The sequence below is a fragment of the Aeromonas eucrenophila genome, assembly GCF_000819865.1.
Taxonomy (GTDB): domain Bacteria; phylum Pseudomonadota; class Gammaproteobacteria; order Enterobacterales; family Aeromonadaceae; genus Aeromonas; species Aeromonas eucrenophila.
This window is the reverse complement of record NZ_CDDF01000011.1, coordinates 24038-45089: the sequence shown is the minus strand read 5'-3', so window position 1 is coordinate 45089 and position 21052 is coordinate 24038. Positions and strand designations below refer to the sequence as shown.

The following is a 21052-nucleotide window of genomic DNA, read 5'->3' as shown; positions in this document are numbered from 1 at the left end:
AGAAAAGTGTGCTTGGTTCAATGTTGCCTCTCCTGGGATGGGAGCCAGCCCATTCAGAGCCAGTTCAGTGTCGCTGCAGCGAGAAGGTCGGCAGTGACAGATGCCAGTAGATGGCCGCCACCCGCAGGCCAAACACCCCCAGCATGCTGATCAGCATGGCGACTACCTTGTCCACATTGCACTCCAGCGCCAGGGTATAGAGGATGCCCCCCAGGATACAGGCGGTGGCGTAGATCTCCTTTTGCAGCACCATGGGCACTTCACGGGCCAGCACATCCCGGATCATGCCACCGGCGACGCCGGTCATGGTGCCCATGATCACCGCAATCAGGCCCGGCGTGCCGAAGTTGAGCGCCTTTTGCGCCCCGATCACGGTAAACAGGGCCAAGCCGAAGGCATCCGCCACCGGCAGCACGTACCAGGGCATGCGTCTTGGCAGCTTGACCATCCACATGCCGATCAGTGCGGTGGCGATGATCACCCAGATATAGAGGGGATCCCGTACCCAGAACACCGGGGTGGCGCCCAGGATCATGTCGCGGATGGTGCCCCCGCCGATGGCGGTCACCGCGGCCAGCACCATGACACCGAAGCCGTCCATCCGCAGCCGACCGGCGACCAGCACGCCGGAGAACGCGAAGACCGCAGTACCAAACATGTCGCTGATGTAAACAATTTGCTCAACCAGTGTCTGCATGGAGAACAACTCACGTCCGATAAATGGTGGGGCGGCGATTTTAGGGGCAAGGGGCGCCGGTGAGCAATCCTGACGTGCAAAAGTGAGAGCCAGAGCCGGTTTCCTTGGCACCAGTCGTCGGGGGAGGCGGGCGAGAGCGGCGCTCCCTGCACATCGGCGGTAACAAGGAAGGAGCCATGCTGATGAGGGGCAGTCTGAACATATCGGTAAAAAATTTCGAATTTTTTCTCAAGGCTGGTGGATATGGGCCGATATATAGGGTAGGCGGCGATTAAAGCGACAAGCGCTTTAAAAAACAAATTAAAGTATCTGAAAAAGGCGCCGTTAACTAAACATATCAGGCACAAAACAAAACAAAGCCTGAGTGAATTAAAGATAAAATTTAATAGCTTAGGAGAATGGTTATGAGTCTGTTTATTAATACTAACGTTTCATCGCTCAACGCTCAGCGTAACATGATGAATAGCACCAAATCTCTGGATACCTCCTACACTCGTCTGGCCTCCGGCCTGCGCATCAACAGCGCCAAAGACGATGCGGCGGGTCTGCAGATCTCCAACCGCCTGACCTCTCAGGTCAATGGCCTGGATCAAGGCAACCGCAACGCCAACGACGGCATCTCCCTGGCACAGACTGCAGAAGGGGCCATGGACGAAGTGACCGGCATGCTGCAGCGCATGCGTACACTGGCCCAACAGTCAGCCAACGGCTCCAACTCCGCCAAAGATCGTGAAGCCCTGCAAAAAGAAGTGGATCAACTGGGCGCCGAGATCAACCGTATCTCCACCGCGACCACCTTCGCGGGCACCAAGCTGCTGGATGGCTCTTTCGGTGGCACCTTCCAGGTTGGTGCCGATGCCAACCAGACCATCAGTTTCAGCCTGTCTCAGGCAGATGGCTTCAGTATCTCCGGGATTGCGGCAGCAGCGGCAACCACCATTGCTGGTACAGCGGCTGCGGTTGGTATCTCCACAGTCTTTGTTGGCGGTAGTGCCGGTGGTATCAGCATCAGCAGCCAGAGCAACGCTCAGAACGTGCTGGCAGCAGTCGACTCCATGCTGACCGTAGTGGATGGCAAGCGTGCCGAGCTGGGTGCGGTACAGAACCGGCTGGACTCAACCATTCGTAACCAGTCCAACATCTCAGAAAACGTCAGTGCCGCGCGCTCCCGTATTCGCGATGCAGACTTCGCCACCGAGACCGCCAACATGACCAAGCAGAACATCTTGCAACAGGCAGCGTCCAGCATCCTGGCTCAGGCGAATCAGCGTCCGCAGTCTGCGCTCTCTCTGCTGCAAAACTAAGCGTTATTTCAAGAATAAGAAAAGGGCGGTTGTTCGGGCCGCCCTGGTAAGAAAGATGGAACAACGGGGTGTTCGGATTTACGCCTTGTCCTATCGAAAGAGAGATTCTTTTATTGGTATACCCCTCGAGTGTTGCGCAGATCGTTCACTCTGTCACCCTCGAGGTTGTTCTCCTGAGCGTAAGCTCTTCTTTGGCCGACATTGTCGGCCTTTTTTATGGCGCCGAAATACCGACGCACCCAATTCCAAGCACAAAGTGCGCCAGTTTAATCCAGCCTAATGTTCAAGACTCGCATCCATCTCCTGTGATCAGGAGACTCATGATCACATTCTTTCCCCTTTGCTATTTCGCATTAACAGCTACACCGGAGTTTTATTTGTTGATGAGGGTGGCAATAAATTACTTAAAGCTTCTGATGGAGCGGCCGTTACAGAATGTGAAGCAAATTGAGGGGTGTTCGGAAATCCAACATTTGCGCAACTGCGGGTCCTATGTCCGTTCAAACAGAGGACCCGCCAGGTGGAACAGACCCGTTCAAGCTGTCCACCTGAACGGTGGGATCCTGACTGTGTGACACAAGCAGAGCCCGCAGTTTCTTGTTCATCAGGAGAAATCTTTTATGGCCATGTTTATCAATACCAACACTTCATCATTGAACGCTCAGCGTAACTTGATGAACACCACCAAATCGTTGGATACCTCATACACCCGCCTGGCCTCCGGCCTGCGTATCAACAGCGCCAAGGACGATGCGGCGGGTCTGCAGATCTCCAACCGTCTGACCTCCCAGGTCAACGGTCTGGATCAGGGCAACCGCAACGCCAACGATGGCATCTCCCTGGCGCAGACCGCGGAAGGTGCCATGGATGAAGTAACCGGCATGCTGCAGCGTATGCGTACCCTGGCTCAGCAATCCGCCAACGGCTCCAACTCAGCCAAGGATCGCGAGGCCCTGCAAAAAGAAGTGGATCAGCTGGGGTCCGAAATCAACCGTATTTCTACCGATACCACCTTCGCAGGTACCAAGTTGCTGGATGGCAACTACAACGGTAGCTTCCAGGTAGGGGCTGACGCTAACCAGACCATCGGCTTTAGTCTTTCCCAAGCAGGAGGGTTTAGCATTTCCGGTATTTCTGCTGCGGCGAACACGACTGTGACCGCAGCAAGTGGGGGTGCCCTTGCCGTGAGCACCATCTTCTTGAGTGGTAGTGCTGGTGGCATCAGTATCAGTACTCAGACTAATGCGCAAAATGTTCTGGCCGCAGTTGATTCTATGCTGGGGATCGTTGATGGCAAACGTGCCGAGCTGGGTGCGGTGCAGAACCGTCTGGATTCGACCATTCGCAACCAGTCCAACATTTCCGAGAACGTCAGTGCTGCGCGCTCCCGTATCCGGGATGCGGACTTCGCGACCGAAACCGCCAACATGACCAAGCAGAACATTCTGCAACAGGCGGCTTCCAGTATCCTGGCTCAGGCCAACCAGCGCCCGCAGTCCGCGCTGTCACTGCTGGGTTAAGCGGAAAAAAGAAAAGGGCGGTTGTTCAGGCCGCCCTGGTAAGAAAGATGGAACAACGGGGTGTTCGGATTTACGCCTTGTTCTATCGAAAGAGAAATTCTCTTATTGTGGTATACCGCCTCGAGGGTTGAGCAGTCGTTCACTCTGCCCACTATCAAGGCTGTTCTCCTGAGCATAAGCTCTTCTTTGGCCGACATCGTCGGCTTTCTTATGGGCGCCATAAAGTCGGCGACCCATAGTTTCAAGCATGAACCATGCCACTCCTCATCCAAGCCATAGGATTCATCACAGGGCTGGTTCTCTGCGTCTGAATCGGGATTGAATGGCCGATCCTTGCCTGCAATCTCATACAGGCGGAGGAGTCTTGCCTCCCTGCTGATGAAAGCGGCAATAAATTTCCTAAAGCTTCTGATGGGACTGCCGTTACAGGATATGAAGCAAATTGAGGGGTGTTCGGAAATCCAACATTTGCGCAACTGCGGGTTTGATGTCCGTTCAAACAGAGGACCCGCCAGATGAAACAGCCTGTTCAAGCTGTCCATCTGAACGGTGGGATCCTGACTGTGTGACACAAGCAGAGCCCGCAGTTTCTTGTTCATCAGGAGAAATTTTTTATGGCCATGTTTATCAATACCAACACTTCATCACTGAACGCCCAGCGTAACTTGATGAACACCACCAAATCGTTGGATACCTCATATACCCGTTTGGCATCCGGTCTGCGCATCAACAGTGCAAAAGACGATGCCGCAGGCCTGCAGATCTCCAATCGTCTGACCTCCCAGGTCAATGGGCTGGATCAGGGTAACCGCAACGCCAACGATGGCATCTCCTTGGCGCAGACCGCAGAAGGGGCCATGGATGAAGTGACCGGCATGCTGCAGCGCATGCGCACCCTGGCTCAGCAATCCGCCAACGGCTCCAACTCAGCCAAGGATCGCGAGGCCCTGCAGAAAGAAGTGGATCAGCTGGGTTCAGAGATCAACCGTATCTCCAAAGACACCACCTTCGCGGGCACCAAGCTGCTGGATGGTTCTTATGCTGGGAACTTCCAGGTGGGTGCAGATGCCAACCAGACCATCGGCTTCAGCCTGTCTCAAACCGATGGCTTCAGCATTTCCGGTATTGCGGCAGCAGTATCTGCATCAGGTGGTGCCGCAGTCGGCAGTATTTTCACCAGCGGTTCTACTGTCGGTGGGATCAGCATCAGTAGCCAGAGCAATGCCCAAGATGTGCTGGGGGCAGTCGACGCCATGCTGGGCGTGGTCGATGGCAAGCGTGCCGAGCTGGGTGCGGTGCAAAACCGGCTGGATTCGACCATTCGCAACCAGTCCAATATCTCGGAAAACGTCAGCGCCGCGCGCTCCCGTATCCGCGATGCGGACTTTGCGACCGAGACCGCCAACATGACCAAGCAGAACATCCTGCAACAGGCGGCCTCCAGCATCCTGGCCCAGGCCAACCAGCGCCCACAGTCGGCTCTGTCGCTGCTGGGTTAAGTCGGTTACACCGTCAAACACTGACATGAGGAGCAGCAGATGGCCACTGAATCGATAGTCATGCCTTCTGTTACTTCGACGCTAACTCAACATGGCGGCCCTCAGGCCGCCATGCCTGTTTCACCGTCCACATCCGGCGGGGACAATGCAGTCGAACAGGCGAGTGTCGAGCCGACAGCCAAGGCATCGCAGGCGCATACCAAGGCATCAGAGTCGCGTATCAAAGAGGCCCAGATAGAAAAACAGGCCCAGGAATTGCAAGAAAGGTTGGACAGTTTGAGTCGATTGAAGGGATGGACCATCAACTTCAGTCTGGTACCCGAGCTCGATCAACCCGTGATCAAGGTGATAGACGCGGATACCAAGCAAGTTATCCGCCAGATCCCGAGCGAAGAAATGCTCTTGATGAACAAGAGACTGCAGGCGATGGAGCAGGCGAGTGGCAATCTGGCCAGCCTCCCAGGACTGCTGTTTGATGGTCAGGTGTGACCCTATTTTTTTAAGCGGATAGACAGGAGGATAGGATGGCAATTACCTCTGCAGGGGCGGGTTCTGGACTCGATCTTGAGAGTGTGATCGCGGCAAGTGTGGCGGCCAAGAAGGCCCAGTTGCAGCAGCCGATCGTCACCAAGCAAAACAGCACTCAGATCACCTTGTCTGGCATAGGTCAGCTCAAATCCTCCATCTCTGCCTTCACCGACATTCTGGACAAGTTGAGTGCCCCCGGTGCCTTCAACAAACGCGCCATCAACATTACCCAGAGCAAAGACGATCCCATCTTGAAGGTGGAGAGCAAGTCGGGTGCCTCCAACGGCCAGTACAACATCACCGTCAATAAGTTGGCACAAACGAGCCGTCAGGAGGGGGTCTTCGATAGCTCCACTACCCCGATGGTGACTCAGGATGGCCAGCTGACGTTCAAGGCCGGTGACAAGACGTTCAAGGTAGATGTCAAGGCGGGCTATACCCTGCAAGACATCCGCAAGACCATCAACAGCAACGGGGACAACTTCGGGCTCAGTGTCAACATCGTCAACACGGCGGATGGCAAGGCCAAGCTGATGATCGACTCCGGTGTCTCGGGGGATGGCAAGGATCTGACCATAACCGGGAGCACTCCTGAGCTCGAGGTTTTCGATGTGAGGACGTCGGGTAGCGTGATGAGCCAGACGCGCAGCGCCGGCAGCGCCGAGATCAACGTGGATGGCAACGTCCTCAAGAGCGACACCAATACCTTTGACGACTCCGTTCAGGATCTCAAGATAACCGTACTGCGGTTGTCGGATGCGGACAAAGATAGCGCCGTCCCGGATGCGAGAAAGTCAAACAAGGTGGATATCACCACCGACAAGACCTCTATCCAGGAGCTGGTCCAGCAGTTTGTAGATGGCTACAACACGCTGCAAGACAAGATGAATACCCTGGACAAACGTGGCACCTTCGTGGGGGGGGTGAAGCAGGACGATGGTGGTGCCCTGGCCGGTGATGCGACCACACGCGCCATCAGCTCTTTCATGAGCAATCTGCTGGTCAGCCCTTCCAAGAACAGCGGCACCTATTCCACCATCTTCGAGATCGGTATGAAGATGGATAACAAGGGCAAGCTGTCTCTGGACAAGACAAAGTTCAGTGAGGCTATTGACAAGAATTTCGATCAGGTGGTGGCGTTGTTCGGTGGGGATGATGGTTTAGCATCCACCTTGAACAAGGGTCTGAAGGAATACACCAAGAGTGGCGGCATGCTGGCGCAGCGGGAAGATGTCCTGAATTCGGATCTGCGCAGCCTCACTCAAAAAGCATCGACGGCCAATGCACAGCTGACAAAGTATGAAGCCTCCTTGCGCGCACAATACGGCAGTCTGGATGCCCTGTTGGTCAAGATGAACAACTCGGCATCCGCCCTGACGTCGCTACAAATAAACAATAAGAATTGATTGATCGTGATGTTACGAGGACTCATACCATGTACAACCGTAATCTGAAGGCATATAAGGCAACCAGCATCGCGGCTGATTTGACGGTTGCCGATCCTCATCGTGTCATTCAGCTTATGATGCAAGGCTTTCTCGAGCGGCTGGCTCAGGCCAAGGGCGCCATCGATCGTAATGACATGGAGGCGAAATCGGTCGCTATCTCCAAGGCTCAGGGGTTGTTGCACGGCCTGCAGGATGCGCTCGACCTGAGTCAGGGAACCATGGCCGAGGATCTGTATGGACTCTACGTCTATATGGATGAGCGTATCTGGGATGCCAGTCTGGCACGGGATATTGCGCCCCTCGAGGAGGTCATGGGTCTGATGGTGACCATCAAATCCGGATGGGATCAGCTGCCAGAGGCAGAAAAACAACAAGGTTATCAGATGAGACAACAGCTGGGTGAGTTGTGAGCGTCACTCTCGTCTCCCTCGAAGAGGCATTGACGGACAACGCCTGCCTGATGGAGTCGCTGTTGCAACAACAGCAATATGACGAGGCCTTGCTGTGCATGGATGACCGGCTGGCGTTGATAGACAGCCTGGTGCAGCTGGTCAGAGAGGAACCTGCTCAGCAACAAGCCGCAGCGGCCCTGGCCGGCGCTCTGTCCATTCAGGAAGAGAGCATGAAGACCCTGGCCGCCAGTCATCATCACGCCATTTTCGAACAGCTGGCTCGCGTTGGGAGAGGCAACAGGGCCGGGCAAGCTTATCGTGTGAACAGCAAGGAGTTCTGATGTCACTCAATATCGACGCGACCCTGGTCAAAGCCGAACAAGACGCACTGCGACTCCAACAGCAGGCAGAGCAGGAAGCGGCCATGGCGATGGCCTTGCCGCTGCGCTTCGAACAAAATATGGCGGCGTTTCGCCAATATATCCCCCATATCGCCGATATGTACGAAGCCTACCAACCCGCGCGCCCGTTCCGCTTCTTCTGTAACGAGAATGGTCAGCCCAACCTGGCCTGGCTCGACGATGACGTCGCCGTCTATGGAGCCGAACCCTACCTCATCTGCGAGACGCTGGTAACCGAGTTTATGGAGAAGGGGGGGTTATCCAAGTTCTCCTTCAGCCAGGAGGCAAATCCGCTCGGCTTCATGCATGTGGAGTACCTCAACAAGCTCAATGCCTATCTCGACGACATCTCGGCCCGGGAGGCGATGCTGGATCGGGTGCCCCATGAGGTGCCCAGCGCCCTGATCTTCGGGGTGGGGCTGGGTTACCATCTTGGCTACCTCTATGAGCAGTGCAAGGTAGGCACCCTGTTCCTGTTCGAGCCGGATCTGGATCTGTTTTACGGGTCGCTGTTCTGCTTCGACTGGGCTCCCTTGCTGGCCTATCTGCATCAGGAGAATCTGGGGCTGCACATCCTGCTGGGGCAGGATGAAGAGACCATAGTGAAGGACTTCGCGTCGGCCATTCACAGTCGGGGCTCTTTCCTCATCGCCAACGCCTTCATCATGTGGGGATACCAGGGCGACAAGATAAAGAAACTGATAGAGAAGGTGCAGCAGGAATATTATCTGCTGGTGATGGGTTGGGGCTTCTTTGACGACAACCTGATCGCCTTGTCCCACACCATCAACAATATTGAGCGTGCCGTTCCCTTCTTGGGAAATAACGCCAAGATCTCGCCCCAATATCAGCGCACCCCCGTTTTTATCGTTGCCAATGGCCCCTCGCTGGATGAGTCCATCGCCGTCATCAGGAAGAATCAAGACAAGGCCATCATCATATCCTGCGGCAGTGCCATCTCGGCCCTGCACAAGGTGGGCATCAAGCCGGATATCCATGTCGAGACCGAGCGCACCAAGATCGTCTATGACTTCCTGGTGAATCTGGATGACCCTGACTACCTGCGTGATGTGCTGTTCCTGAGCACAGACGTCATCCATCCGGATTGTGCCACCTTGTTCAACCATTCAGCACTCGCCTTCAAGCTTGGCGAGCCCGGTGTCGTGCTCTATCGCAACTATTTCTCGGGCTTGCAATCTTGTGCTGCCCTAGGTGGAGTCAACCCACTGGTGGGCAATATCGGTATCAGTGCTCCCGTCCACCTCGGGTTCAAGCATCTCTATCTGTTCGGCCTGGACAATGGCTACAAGCACAAGGGACACCATCACTCCAAGCTCAGCTCCTATTACAACGATGAGGAGAATGCCGGGGCTCTGGGGGAGATGATGTATGGCGACAGTCTGTGGCAGCGTGAGGGGAACTTCGGTGGCATGGTCATCAGCAACGCCATGTTCGATACCTCCCGCCGCGTGATGGAGCAGGTGTTGGTCACCAATGACGAGGTGCGCTGCGTCAATTGCAGCGATGGCGCCAAAATTGAGAAGGCCAGGGCCTTGCCGAGCACGGAGATAAGCCTCTCCCTGACGATCGACAAGGCCGCCCTGCTGGGAGGGATTCTGGCACTCTGCGCGCCCATTCCCTTGTCCAAGCAAGACTTTTCCCCATTGCTCGACGTCGAGTTCTTCAATGTGTTCATCGACAAGATGATGGACGAATGGCAACAGCCATTCTCGTCTCGCAACGAGCTGAACCAACTGATGCTGCGCAACTTTGGTTACCTTGCCCAGATCGCCGCCACCCGTCAGCAGCATATTTCCCAGACCATGGTGGGGTCGATGAACTATGTGTTCACTCTGCTGAGCTCCATTCTCTATTCGTTCGAGGGGGAAGAGGAGACCCTGGTGCTGATGCAACCCGCTATCGAGCTGTGGCTGGAATTCCTGGGGAAGGTGAGAGAGATGTATCCGAAGGCCCTCGACAGCGTCGACATGATCGATAACGAAGTGATGGCCCTCTTCAGGAAGAAAGCGTAGGAAACAGGCCGCGAGGCCTGTTCAGAATATCAGCGTAAAAAATGGGCCTGGAACCGGGCCCGAAAAGAACAATGCCGACCCAGGGGTCGGCATTTTTTATCGCTTCGGATAGGGATTCTGCGCCGCGAGCAGCCTGGCGTCTTTACGCATTATCTGCACCGAGATCAGCGCATCGGGCTCGAGCTCCTGACCGCCGTCATGGTGCTGTACATGTTCGAACAGACGGTGGTAGCCGGGGTGCCAGCCAAACAAGTCACCGTAATTCATCTTGTAGCTGAACAGATTGGCGTGATGCTGATAGTCGTTGCGATAGTGGCCCACCGGAGGATTGAAATCCAGTATGGTCATCAGGCCTCCATCGGCTAGCAGGGCATCGCTGCCGGCGGCAATTTTGAACAGATCCTGAGGATCGCACAGGTAGAGGCAGAAGCCGAAGATGATGAGATCGACGGGTTCTATCTCGGGCAGGCAGTCGGCCGTGCCCACGCTGAGCTGCAAGCCGGGGTAACGGGCAAGGCCATCCTGGATGGCACTGGCCGAGGGGTCCACCCCATAGCAGCGGGCGCCGTAGTGGTCTGCCAACTGCGCCAGCCGCCAGCCGTTGGCACAGCCTATCTCCAGGATCCGACCGGGCTTTCTCCCCAGGTATTGCAGTGCCTTGAAGATGGGATCACTCGCCAGCGACTTGTCGAGGATGGCGGCCTTGTTGCGCTCATACCATTCGTTCCCTTCCTGCGCCATGAAGACGTTTTTCTGTTGCATCTCGTGCTCCTCGGTGGTTCAGGAAACCAGTGACCAGCTCATGGGCGTGCCGGCCTGAATATCCTGGCTGGCGTGGCGGCCGAGCAGGGATGGCAGGTGGACAGGCGCCAAGCCGTGGGCGGGGCGAATGGATCTCAGATTTTGCGGGGTGAACGCCTCACCCGCCTTCATCGCCTCGCAGACGAAGAGGGAGCGCGAGAATTGCCGACTCAGCATGGCCTTCTCGTTGAGGTGGTAGCTAACCTCGCCCAGCGCCGCTTCCGCTTGCCGTATTCCTTCAACCATTGAGCCGAACTCGCTGGGTGTCATCGAAAAAGAGGCATCGGGCCCACCGATGGTGCGATCCAGAATAAAGTGCTTCTCGATCACTTTGGCACCGAGGGCGGTGGCGGCGATGGCCACGGCATGACCCAGGGTATGGTCCGACAGCCCGGCCTTGACCCCGAAGGTCTGTGCCAGGTTGGGCATGGTGAGCAGGTTTGCCTCCTCGGCCGGGGCCGGGTAGGAGGAGGTGCACTTGAGCAGGGTGATGTCCTGGTTGCCCATGCGCCGACAGGCCTGCACGGCCGCATCTATGTCGGCAAGGGTGGCGATGCCGGTCGAGATGATCATCGGCTTGCCCTTGCTGGCGGCGTATTCGATCAGGGGTATGTCGGTGATCTCGAACGAGGCGATCTTGTAGAGCGGCACCTCGAGGCTCTCCAGGAAATCGACGGCAGTGAAATCAAAGGGGGTCGAGAAGAAGACCAGCCCCTCCCTGTGTGCCTCGGCCTGGATGGCGGCATGCCATTCCCAGGGGGTAAAGGCTTGCTGATACAGCTTATGGAGGGTGGTGCCATCCCAGATGGTTCCCTGCTTGATCTGGAAATAGTCGTTGTCACAATCCAGGGTGATGGTGTCCGCGGTATAGGTCTGGATCTTGATGGCGTCGGCGCCGCACGCCTTGGCGGCGCGCACGGTCGCCAGCGCCGTCTCCAGGGAGTGGCCATGATTGGCCGACAGTTCGGCGATGACGAAGCATCGGTTCGGATTGATGGCTTGAGCCAGGGCTAGTGTCATGGGTGTCTCCACTCCTGTTCGGTGATCCCCATGAGCAGGAGATCGATAAAGCGGTGTTGATCCGGGCGGCAGACGGCTTCCCGCCAGGCGCCTTCGTGGCGAAAGCCGGCTCTTTGATAGGCCTGGATGGCTCGCTCGTTGTCGGCGGCCACCTCCAGTTTGAGGGTGTGCAGCCGGGCAATATCGAATGCCAGCTGACCGACGGCCGCCAGCAGGCGCGCACCCAGGCTCTCCCCGTACCGGGAGGGGTTGCGATAGATGCCGAGCCTGGCGATACGGTTGTGCCAGTCCAGCTGGTGCAGGGAAACGACCCCGGCGGGGCCCTGGCTATCTAGGCAGAGGTAGTTGAAGTTGCGGGTCTCGTGCTGCTGGCGTGCCATGAAGGCCAGGTGAGCCTCCAGCGGGATCTCGCCTCCCGAGCTCATCCAGTGGGCGACATCCGGGTGGTTGCGCATCTGCCAAACCATCAGTGTCTGCGGCTCACTCAGGGTGGAGAAGGGGAGGAGTGTCAGCCCGGCCAGCTCGACGCTTCGTTGCAGATCTAGCGCTGGTTGAGCCATGCGAGGGCCTCCAGGGTGCCATTTCCGCTCATCCGCGCCTGCAGCCCCCGGGCTCGTCTGGCCCGTTCATCCTGGCTACCGAGCAAGGTCAGGCCTTGCGCCAGCTGGGTATATAATGCCTCCTCATGCCACCAACCACCCGAGACGAAGCCGTCCGGGCCGCACCAGCCGGCGAGCTGATCGGCCTGATTGTCGGCGACCCCGATGAGAAGGCCGGGCAGGCCACAGCGGGCCAGCTCGTAGCTAACCTGGCCGGCAGCGCTGATGGTGAGATCGCAGCGGGACATGAGTTCAACCATCTGCCCGGCGTCGAGGCGATGGTGCTGTCTGTATTCCAGGAGCCGTGGGTCATGTTTCTGGGTGATGATCTCCAGCTCGACCTCGGGGTGATGACGATGCAGCCAGGCCACCAGCCCCGGGGTCAGATCCCGGATATCTGTCCCTCCCATGATGATCAGGATGCGTTCGATACGGGCGGAGATCCGAGTGCGGGCGGGCACCGACCAGAATGGCGGGCGCAGCGGCTGCCAGCTCGGTCCCCACTGCCAGATGGCGGCGCCCGGCTGAGGGTCGGGCGCGCCGGGACTGGCATGGATCACCAGCCCCTCGGGGTAGGCCAACCGCCTGGTGTCATCGAGGTAGATGACTCGCACAAAGCCGGCCGAGATACTCTCCAGGGTGGCCAGGCTCGCCGAATAGGAGTCGACGATGGCGACTGCGTTCTGTGGGGGGACGTTTTTATCCTGCCACGCCTCCCAGCTGACACTTTCGCCCTCGAGCAGGGAACCGGCGAACTCATCCCCGTCCACTACCCAATGGACTGCGCCCCCCTGGGCTTGCCAGGCGGCGGCGTAGGCGCTGCAGCGGCTGAGATGACCCAGACCCCGCGCTTTGTCCCCTTCACAGAAGATCCAGAGTGGCAGCACTCAGCGCACCTTGAAGACGGGCTGGATCGGCTCGCCATCCAGGGCCTCGTGGATGGCGTGCTCGGCATCCAGACGGATCAGCGCGGGCAGCACCTCGGCATAGACCTCGAGCAACCGTGCGACCTCGGCTTCACCGTGCGCCAGGTTGATGTTGTGGCTGCCGAGGCTCAGGATCCCGCGCTTGCACAGCTCCTGAATGAAGTAGCTCTTGAGCAGCCAGCTGGAGTGGTTGGGGGAATCGGCGATGAGCAGGAAGCTCCAGCTCGGGTGGCCGGCGCTTTTCAGCCAGCTCGGGGCATCCAGCCTCTGCAGCAAGGCATCGAGCTCGCTAAGCAATTGTTGTCCACGTTCGGCCAGTCGGGCGGGCACATCCAGTCGACGCATCTTCTTGATCACGGCGTTGGCGGCCGCCAGGGCGATGGCATCGCCGCCGAAGGTGCCTGAGAAGAAGATATCCTCCATGCGCCTCATGTGCTCGCGGCGGCCCACCACGGCCGAGATGGGGAAGCCGTTTGCCATCCCCTTGCCGAAGGCGGCGAGATCCGGGGTCACGCCGAACAGGGTCTGGGCACCACCAAGGTGGAAGCGAAAACCCGTGATGGTCTCATCGAAGATGAGCAGGGCACCGTGCTCATCGCACAGCTGGCGCAGGCCGGGCAGAAACTCCGGCGTGGGCCAGGCGACGTTCATGGGCTCCAGGATCACGGCGGCAAATTCGCCGGGGTGAGCCTCGAGCTGGGCCCGCAGGGAGGCCAGATCGTTGTAGTCAAAGCGATGAGTGAGCTCGCGCACGCACTCGGGCACCCCCAGGTGGCGGGTGGTGGAGCCTATGTACCAGTCCTGCCAGCCGTGGTAGCCACAGACGGCGACTCGCTCACGGCCGGTCACGGCGCGGGAGAGGCGGATACAGGCGGAGGTGGCGTCGGTGCCGTTCTTGCCAAAGCGCACCATCTCGGCGCAGGGGATGAGCTCGATAAGCTGCTCCGCCACTTCGGTCTCCAGCCGGTGAGGCAGCGAGAAGATGGAGCCCAGGTTGAGCTGCTCCAGCACGGCCTGGTTCACGTCCGGGTCACAGTAGCCCAGGCTGATGGCCAGCAGGCCGCTGGCAAAATCCAGGTACTGGTTGCCATCCACGTCCCAGACCGTTGCGCCTTCACCGCGCTCGATAAACAGGGGGGCGGCGCCGTAGGGGAAGCAGAGACGGCTCTTGGAGAAGGTCTGGGAGCCCAGGGGAATGCTCTGCTCTGCCCGGGCGGAGAGTGCCAGTGAATGCTGATAACGTGAGGTCATGGGTGCTTCTCCTTGGCCAGCGAGCTTGCCAGCCCTTCATTGCGCTGATGCCGGGTATTCAGGGTCGCGAGATATGGCGCCCGAGCCAGCAAATTGAGGATGTCGTTAGTGGTAAATGCTGGGTTTGCAGGGTAAAGCTGTCCGTAAATCTGTTCAATCAGCTCAAAATCGGCGGGTTCATCTACCGTCCAGCGCAGATGAGACAGGCTCGGCTGGCGTGCCAGCTTGCCTATGTTGAACTGCGTTTCATGTTGCCGGATGTAGTAGGTGACGTGTTCACGCTGAACCTGGCTATGGGCCTGCTCGGCCAGCAGGTTGAGGGTGCCGGCACTCAGGATCTCGGCGTCCAGCCCATCCGGGTAGCTGGGGTCCCAGCAGTTGCTGCTGTAGTCATAGCCGCCAGCCAGATGCAGTTCGATGAGCTCGTCGATGAGCTCGGGATCCGCCAGCGGGCAGTCGCCAGTCAGCCTGACGACATGGCTGGGCGCAAAGGGCTGGGCCGCCAGGTGGAAACGTGCCAGCACATCGTCCAGGGGACCGCGAAAACAGGGAACACCGAGTCGCTCACAAAGCAGGGCGATGGCCTCATCGTCGGCCTGATCGCTGGTGGCGACCATCAACTGATCCAACCGTGTCGCGCGTTTGAGCCGCTCAATCTGACGTGCGAGCATGGGTTCGCCCAGCAAGGGTTTGAGCACCTTGCCGGGCAGCCGGCTGGAGCCCGCCCTGGCTTGCAAGATTCCGAGGATCATGATGATGTCCACATGGCCGGATTGATGAGGGCGGGATCGTCGCAGGCGAGGCCGGCGAGCTCGGTGTCGGGCCACTGAGGCAGATGACCATGGGCCGCGCCTATGGCCGCCAGCTCATGAGCATGGCAGACCCCCACTACGAAGCGGCTGACCTGCGGCAGGGCCGCTATCAGCGAGAGCGCCTTGACGAGGGGGGAGAGATGGGGATGCCAATTGTCCAGCCGCGCCAGCGGCTCGGCGAAGGCCTCGAAATAAGCCGGGCGCAGCGCCGGCTGCATCAGCAGCAGTCCCTGCAGGAAGAGGGAACGGACGTGGATCTCGCAGTCCATATCCTGCAACCGATCGAGCCAGCCCGCGCGCAGGAAGCGCTGATCCAGCAGGTTGGCGGGCAGTTGCACCAGTTGCAGGGGATGACCCTCTTCGAGCCAGTGTTCGAGCTCTTGCGGTGAATAGACGGAGACGCCGAGCTTGCCCACCTTGCCTTGTCGCTGCAGATCCTTGAGCCGCTCGAACAGCGCCGGGCCGGCATCCTGGCTGCGGTGCAGCAGCAGGCCATCCAGCCTGGCGCGGCCGAGCCGCTGCAGGCTGTCATCGACGCAGGCCACGACATTGGTGGCCGAGGTGCCTGGGGCCAGCTTGCTCACCATAGTGAAGTCGGCGGTCTGCCGACTGCCGAGCCGTGACTCCGCATTACCATAGGCTTGCGCCGTGTCCAGGGTATCTATCCCGAGGCGACGGGCCAGGGCCAGTATGCTGTCGAGCCCGCCATCCGCGACCTCGCCTGCCCGATTGCTGATGCCGTAATCGAGCCCAAATTGCACCGTGCCCAGGGCTAGGCGCATAGCACCCGCTCCAGGGCCTGGATGACCCTGTCCTGATCGGCCAGAGAGAGCGTGGGGAACAGGGGCAGGCTGATGGCCTGACGGTAGTAAGCCTGGGCGCCGGGGTAATTGGCGGGATCCTGCCCTAGCTCACGGTAGTAGGGTTGGGCCGGGATGGGCATGTAATGCACATTGACCCCTATGCCTGCGTCTCGCAGGCGGGCAAATACCTGGTCGCGGTCGGCAACCTGGATCACGTAGAGGTGGTAGCCGGAGCGACGATCCTCGCATTGACGCAGTGGCGTTACCGGCAGCCGGGTCAGCAGCTCGTCGTAACGGGCTGCCAGCTGCTGGCGCTGGTCGATAAAGTGGGACAAGCGGCTCATCTGGCTCAGACCCAGCGCGGCCTGGATGTCGGTCAGACGATAGTTGAAGCCAAGCACCTGCTGCTCGTAGTACCAGCCACCCGGGCTGGGCGAGCTCAGTTGCTCGGGATCCCGGGTGATGCCGTGGCTGCGATAGAGCCGCAGTTTGGCGGCCAGCGCGGCATCGCGGGTGGTGACGGCGCCCCCTTCCCCCGTGGTGATGGGTTTCACCGGATGGAAGCTGAAGACGGTCATGTCGCTGTGGGTGCAACTGCCGATGGGGCTGTCTTGATAGCTGGCGCCCAGGGCGTGGCAGGCATCCTCAATCAGGTGAACGTCATATTGCCGACACAGGGCGCCAATTTCCGCCAGATCGCAGGGCTGACCCGCCAGGTGCACGGCGACCAGCGCCTTGGGCCGGGCCGGGGTGCCCTGAACGGCCTGCAGCTTGGCGCGCAGCGCCGCCACGCTGAGATTGCCGGTATCGGGCTCCACGTCAACAAAATCCACCTGGGCGCCGCAGTAACGGGCGCAATTGGCGGAGGCGACGAAGCTGATGGCAGAGACCCAAACCCAGTCATCGGGCCCAAGGTCCAGTACGGCGCAGGCGAGGTGCAGAGCCGTGGTGCCATTGTTGCAAGCGACCACATGGGGAACCTGGCAATAATCGGCCAGCCCCTGCTCGAAGGCGGGGACCGCCTCACCCTGTGTGAGATAGTCCGACTTCAGGACGGCAACAACGGCATCGATGTCATCATCTGTGATGGATTGGCGTCCATAGGGGATCATTCGGCTAGCACCTGCTGGTTCATCATCTGTAATTCGTCTATCGACAGAAAGTGCTGATTGTTTAGGGAATTGTATTCAAAACCGGGTTCGACCAGGGTGGACGTTTCCCCAACGGCATTGGTGGTGAAGTCGTTGTTGCGACTGCTGAAACTGATGCTCGGGGAGATCACGTAATAGTCCTTGAACTCGAAGGTGTGATAGGAATCGTCGGCCGGGCACATGACCTCGTGCAGCTTCTCGCCGGGGCGAATGCCGATGATCTCCTGCGGCAGTTCCGGCGCCATGGCGCTGGCCAGATCCGTGATGCGCACGGACGGGATCTTGGGAATGAAGAGTTCCCCTCCCTTCATCCGCTGGAAATTGGTCAGCACGAAGTCGACCCCCTGTTGCAGGGTGAGCCAGAAGCGGGTCATCTCCGCATGGGTGATCGGCAGATGGCTGGCGCCCTCTCTGATCAGCTTGTCGAAGAAGGGCACCACAGAGCCACGAGAACCCACCACGTTGCCATAGCGGACGACGGAGAAGATGGTCGGGTTCTTGCCCGCCATATTATTGGCGGCGACAAACAGCTTGTCGGAGCAGAGTTTGGTGGCGCCATAGAGGTTGACCGGGTTGGCGGCCTTGTCGGTGGAGAGGGCAATGACCTTCTCGACCCCGTTGTTGAGCGCCGCCTTAATGACGTTTTCCGCGCCCCCCACGTTGGTCTTGATGCACTCCATGGGGTTGTATTCGGCGGCGGGCACCTGTTTGAGGGCGGCGGCATGGACCACGAAGTCCACGCCGTGCATGGCCATGTTAAGCCGCTCTGCGTCTCGCACATCACCGATGAAATACCGCATGCAGGGGTGGTTGAAACGCTGCTGCATCTCGAATTGCTTGAGCTCATCACGGGAATAAACGATCAGGCGGCTGGGGGTATAGCGGGAGAGGACGGTCTCGATGAATTTCTTGCCGAAGGAGCCGGAACCCCCGGTGACCAGGATCGTTTTTCCGTTGAACATGTTGGTGTCCCATGATGAAGGTGTGTGTCTGCGAAAATTAAAAGCATATTCTGTGCCAGAACCCGTTTTCGGCATCCTGGCGGCAGACTCGCGATAGGAATGTGGCTCAGGGGGCCGGGTTGGCCTGCGCTATGGCCTCACACACCTTTTCCACCGCGTTGAGGGCTCTGGGGGTGAAGCGGTGCAGCTCATCGGGGTTGATGAGCTTGAGTTGGCTGTGTTTGACGGCGTCCAGCATGGGCCACTGCTGCCAGTGGGTCAGCACGGCGGGATCCTGACTGCCGGCCAGGATGAGCCGGGGGTTGGCCTTGATCACCTGCTCCAGTCCGATCTGGGGGTAGGGGGTCTTGGCACCGGCGGTCACATTGGTGCCACCGCAGAGGTGAATGGCCTGACCCGGCCAGGTCGAATCGTTGACGCTGGTCAGCGGCGGGGTCCAGAGCTGGTAGAACACCGATACCGGCTTGGGTTGGCCATAACGGCTCTTCAGGGCATTGAGCCGCGCCAGATAGGCATCGGCCCGGGCATCGGCGGTTTGCTCGACACCGAGCAACTTGCCCAGGCGGCGCATCTCGTCGGCAAGGGAGGCAAAGTCGGTCGGCTCCGAGTAGAAGACCGGAATGCCGAGCTGCTCTATGGGGGCCAGCATGCGGGACTGGGCCGAGCGCCAGGCCACCACCAGATCCGGCTTCTGGGCCAGCAGGGCTTCCAGGTTGATGCTGCGGTAGTTGGCAACCTGTGGCCGGGTTTTCACCTCGGGGGGAAAATCGGAGGCATCGTCGGTGGCGACGATGCGATCCCCGGCGCCTATGTCGAACAGCAGCTCGGTCAGGTGGGGGGTGAGGCTGATGATCCGCTGCGGCGGTTGGGCCAAGCCCGAGAGCGGCCAGCAGAGCAGGCAAAGCAGAACGCCAAGGGCGCGCAGGTCGAAGCGGCTAGCCACGAGACAACTCCAGCAGGGTGAGCAGCAGTGCCAGCGCCAGCCAGCCCCAACCTATCAGCAACAGGCGATGGAGCAGGCGCTGTGGTGAGTCGGCGACGGGGTCGGCGCCGGCGTCAAACACCGGGAAGCGCACGAGCTGTCCCTGATAATAACGAGGCCCCCCCAACCGGTTGCCCGTGGCTTGCGCCAGCAGGCTGAGCAGGCAGCCCATGGCCGGATAGGGCCAATGCAGGGCCGCGCGCAGTCGGCTGCCCAGTTGGCGCAGCTGGCTCAAACACAGCGGCAGCGTCAGCAGCAAGATGGCGGGCGCACAGAGCCCCTGATAGAGCGCGGCGGCGGGGCGGCCGAAATGGGCAAACTCGGGCCGTTTCGGGCTCCAGCCCTGATTCATCAGATGGGCGAGGCGCCAGAGCAGGGCACCCTGTACCCCGGCCAGGGCGAAGCCCAGCAAGGGACCGCCCCATTGGCCCACCAGTCGCAGCACACAGCTTTCGCTCACCGCCTTGTTCAATCCCATCACCGACAGGGTACCCGTCTCGCGCTTGAGCCAAGGCGCCACCTGCAGCCTTGCCACCACCAGGGTCTCTTGCGTCGCTAGGGCCCGGGTCGCCTTGGCGAGCTCGCGCAGGGGTCGTGATTCCAGCATCAGCAGCAGGAACAGGAGATCGAACAGGGGTTCGGATAGGGAGAGGTTGCGCAGCGCCCAGAGCCCGGCGGCGCAGGGCAGCCAGACCACCAGCAGCGCCAGCAGGCCGGCCTGCAGCTGTTGACGGGGCGAGCCATCGGGGCGATGCACCTTGCGACCGAGTCGGGTCAGCAGGGGCAGGGTCGCGCCGAGCCGGAAACGGGCAGGCCAGGGCAGGAGCGCTTCCAGCAGGGCGGCACCCACTAAAATGGCCGCCGTCGTTGAAGCCAGCGAGGCGGCCATCTGTGCCAGGTTGGCGGTGTCGATCACAGCTTGCCGAGCAGCGCGATGATCATCTCGGCCGAGTGCTGGCCCGCCACTTCGATGAAGGCATCGAAGGATTCCACCTGCTCCTTGCCGGCGATGTCAGACATGGCGCGCACCACCAGGTAGGGCACCTTGAACATGTGGCACACCTGGCCGATGGCGGCCCCTTCCATCTCCACCGCCAGCATCTGCGGGAAGTCGGCGCGGGCCTTGGCGATGGCGTCCGGCTTGCACATGAATTGATCGCCGGTGCAGATGAGGCCGACCTTGGTCTGGTGCTTGCCTTGCTCGGCGATGCAGCTCTGGGCGAGGGCGATCAGCTTCTCGTCACAGGGGAAGGCGGCGGGCTGTTGGGCCATCTGGCCCATCTCGTAACCGAAGGCGGTCACGTCCACGTCGTGGAAGCGCATTTCGCTGGCGATCACCACGTCACCTATGTGCAGGTCTTGAGCGAAACCGCCGGCGGAGCCGGTGTTGATGACGCAATCCGGGGCAAACTTCTCCAGCAGCAGGCTGGTGGCGACGCTGGCGGCGACCTTGCCGATACCGGAGCGGGTCAGGATCACCTCTTTACCGGCCAGGCGGCCCTGATAGAATTCGCAGCCACCCAGTTGCAGGGTGGTCAGTTCGCTCAGCTGGCTGCGCAGCAGGGCAACTTCCTGCTCCATGGCGCCGATAATACCTACTTTCATCCTCTACCTCGTCTATCTGGTCTTGCGCGGGGTCGGCCGCTTGGCCGAAATAAGTTGGCGCGGATCATAGCAAAAGATAAGGGCGGCGCCGAGTGCCGCCCGTCGAATGGGTCGTTAAAGGAGGAGGCCGGTGCAGAAATATGCCAGCGCCATGGGCTGTGCGCCTGACCGGGGATCAACCCAGGGCGGTATCCAGGGTCATCATCAGGGCAAAGCCCGCCATCAGGCCCAGGGTGGCAAGAGTGGCATAGGTCTGGTGACCGTTGCGGTGGGTCTCGGGGATCACCTCGTGGGAGATCACTGGTTGCATGGGGCTCC

General features: G+C 59.6%; 22 protein-coding genes and 1 pseudogene. 8 read left to right on the top strand and 15 right to left on the bottom strand.

What is annotated here, in order from left to right; translation table 11 throughout:
• Positions 1–64: 64 nt before the first annotated feature.
• Positions 65–697 carry a trimeric intracellular cation channel family protein gene (locus BN1124_RS10550; RefSeq protein ID WP_042641687.1) on the bottom strand — a complete coding sequence of 211 codons (633 nt, stop codon included), beginning with the start codon at positions 695–697 and terminating at the stop codon, positions 65–67.
• 404 nt (positions 698–1101) lie between these two features.
• Between BN1124_RS10550 and BN1124_RS10545 the strand changes: the two genes are divergently transcribed.
• The gene (locus BN1124_RS10545) at positions 1102–2001 is read left to right on the top strand and encodes a flagellin N-terminal helical domain-containing protein (RefSeq protein ID WP_042641685.1); all 900 of its coding nucleotides are present in this window, start codon (positions 1102–1104) and stop codon (positions 1999–2001) included.
• A 620-nt stretch (positions 2002–2621) separates the two neighbouring features.
• Positions 2622–3521, top strand: coding sequence for a flagellin N-terminal helical domain-containing protein (locus tag BN1124_RS10535; protein ID WP_042641680.1), 900 nt, complete (start codon positions 2622–2624; stop codon positions 3519–3521).
• On the opposite strand, the gene BN1124_RS10530 is transcribed toward BN1124_RS10535, so the two are convergent.
• A complete protein-coding gene (locus BN1124_RS10530) occupies positions 3518–4120 on the bottom strand; it encodes a hypothetical protein (protein WP_042641678.1) in 603 nt (200 codons plus the stop codon). The genes BN1124_RS10535 and BN1124_RS10530 overlap by 4 nt on opposite strands.
• Positions 4121–4135: 15 nt before the next feature.
• On the opposite strand from BN1124_RS10530, the gene BN1124_RS10525 reads away from it, so the two are divergent.
• Genes BN1124_RS10525 through BN1124_RS10500 form a run of 6 tightly spaced genes read left to right on the top strand, consistent with a single transcriptional unit; the run spans position 4136 to position 9822 of the window.
• Entirely contained in the window at positions 4136–5020 is an 885-nt protein-coding gene (locus tag BN1124_RS10525; protein ID WP_042641676.1) for a flagellin N-terminal helical domain-containing protein, read from the top strand.
• Positions 5021–5059: 39 nt separating this feature from the next.
• Positions 5060–5509 (top strand): flagellar protein FlaG, encoded by a 450-nt coding sequence (locus BN1124_RS10520; protein ID WP_231553628.1) that lies wholly within the window; start codon positions 5060–5062, stop codon positions 5507–5509.
• 35 nt (positions 5510–5544) lie between these two features.
• Positions 5545–6954, top strand: coding sequence for a flagellar filament capping protein FliD (gene fliD, locus BN1124_RS10515; protein WP_042641675.1), 1410 nt, complete (start codon positions 5545–5547; stop codon positions 6952–6954).
• 29 nt (positions 6955–6983) lie between these two features.
• Complete coding sequence (fliS, locus tag BN1124_RS10510) at positions 6984–7406, top strand: flagellar export chaperone FliS (RefSeq protein ID WP_042641673.1); 423 nt, start codon at positions 6984–6986, stop codon at positions 7404–7406.
• A complete protein-coding gene (locus BN1124_RS10505) occupies positions 7403–7729 on the top strand; it encodes a hypothetical protein (protein ID WP_231553627.1) in 327 nt (108 codons plus the stop codon). Before fliS ends, BN1124_RS10505 begins: the two co-directional genes overlap by 4 nt.
• Positions 7729–9822, top strand: coding sequence for a motility associated factor glycosyltransferase family protein (locus tag BN1124_RS10500; RefSeq protein ID WP_042641672.1), 2094 nt, complete (start codon positions 7729–7731; stop codon positions 9820–9822). Before BN1124_RS10505 ends, BN1124_RS10500 begins: the two co-directional genes overlap by 1 nt.
• A 96-nt stretch (positions 9823–9918) precedes the next feature.
• Here the strand turns inward: BN1124_RS10500 and BN1124_RS10495 are convergent, their stop codons facing one another.
• The 13 genes and pseudogenes from BN1124_RS10495 to BN1124_RS21265 all read right to left on the bottom strand — a co-directional run.
• Complete coding sequence (locus BN1124_RS10495) at positions 9919–10584, bottom strand: class I SAM-dependent methyltransferase (RefSeq protein ID WP_042641671.1); 666 nt, start codon at positions 10582–10584, stop codon at positions 9919–9921.
• A gap of 18 nt (positions 10585–10602) precedes the next feature.
• Positions 10603–11643: a pseudaminic acid synthase gene (pseI, locus tag BN1124_RS10490; protein ID WP_042641670.1), complete on the bottom strand. Its 1041-nt coding sequence runs from the start codon at positions 11641–11643 to the stop codon at positions 10603–10605.
• On the bottom strand, positions 11640–12203 hold the full coding sequence (gene pseH / locus BN1124_RS10485) for a UDP-4-amino-4,6-dideoxy-N-acetyl-beta-L-altrosamine N-acetyltransferase (RefSeq protein ID WP_042641669.1): 564 nt from the start codon (positions 12201–12203) through the stop codon (positions 11640–11642). Before pseH ends, pseI begins: the two co-directional genes overlap by 4 nt.
• The gene (locus BN1124_RS10480) at positions 12185–13129 is read right to left on the bottom strand and encodes a hypothetical protein (RefSeq protein WP_042641668.1); all 945 of its coding nucleotides are present in this window, start codon (positions 13127–13129) and stop codon (positions 12185–12187) included. The genes pseH and BN1124_RS10480 overlap by 19 nt, the downstream gene beginning before the upstream one ends.
• Entirely contained in the window at positions 13130–14419 is a 1290-nt protein-coding gene (locus BN1124_RS10475) for an aminotransferase class III-fold pyridoxal phosphate-dependent enzyme (protein ID WP_042641667.1), read from the bottom strand.
• A complete protein-coding gene (locus tag BN1124_RS10470; protein ID WP_042641666.1) occupies positions 14416–15171 on the bottom strand; it encodes a cytidylyltransferase domain-containing protein in 756 nt (251 codons plus the stop codon). The genes BN1124_RS10475 and BN1124_RS10470 overlap by 4 nt, the downstream gene beginning before the upstream one ends.
• Complete coding sequence (locus BN1124_RS10465; RefSeq protein ID WP_042641665.1) at positions 15168–16013, bottom strand: aldo/keto reductase; 846 nt, start codon at positions 16011–16013, stop codon at positions 15168–15170. Before BN1124_RS10465 ends, BN1124_RS10470 begins: the two co-directional genes overlap by 4 nt.
• Positions 16004–17146: a UDP-4-amino-4,6-dideoxy-N-acetyl-beta-L-altrosamine transaminase gene (gene pseC / locus BN1124_RS10460; RefSeq protein ID WP_042641664.1), complete on the bottom strand. Its 1143-nt coding sequence runs from the start codon at positions 17144–17146 to the stop codon at positions 16004–16006. Before pseC ends, BN1124_RS10465 begins: the two co-directional genes overlap by 10 nt.
• On the bottom strand, positions 17143–18147 hold the full coding sequence (gene pseB / locus BN1124_RS10455) for a UDP-N-acetylglucosamine 4,6-dehydratase (inverting) (protein ID WP_042641663.1): 1005 nt from the start codon (positions 18145–18147) through the stop codon (positions 17143–17145). The genes pseC and pseB overlap by 4 nt, the downstream gene beginning before the upstream one ends.
• A gap of 106 nt (positions 18148–18253) precedes the next feature.
• Complete coding sequence (locus BN1124_RS10450; RefSeq protein WP_082041546.1) at positions 18254–19090, bottom strand: ABC transporter substrate-binding protein; 837 nt, start codon at positions 19088–19090, stop codon at positions 18254–18256.
• The gene (locus BN1124_RS10445) at positions 19083–20018 is read right to left on the bottom strand and encodes a cobalamin biosynthesis protein (RefSeq protein ID WP_156128308.1); all 936 of its coding nucleotides are present in this window, start codon (positions 20016–20018) and stop codon (positions 19083–19085) included. The genes BN1124_RS10450 and BN1124_RS10445 overlap by 8 nt, the downstream gene beginning before the upstream one ends.
• Before the next feature lie 23 nt (positions 20019–20041).
• Positions 20042–20734, bottom strand: coding sequence for a 5'-methylthioadenosine/S-adenosylhomocysteine nucleosidase (gene mtnN / locus BN1124_RS10440; protein WP_042641661.1), 693 nt, complete (start codon positions 20732–20734; stop codon positions 20042–20044).
• Positions 20735–20909: 175 nt separating this feature from the next.
• Positions 20910–21035 (bottom strand): annotated as a pseudogene (locus BN1124_RS21265) (ZIP family metal transporter); the annotation flags it as partial.
• Positions 21036–21052 lie beyond the last annotated feature (17 nt).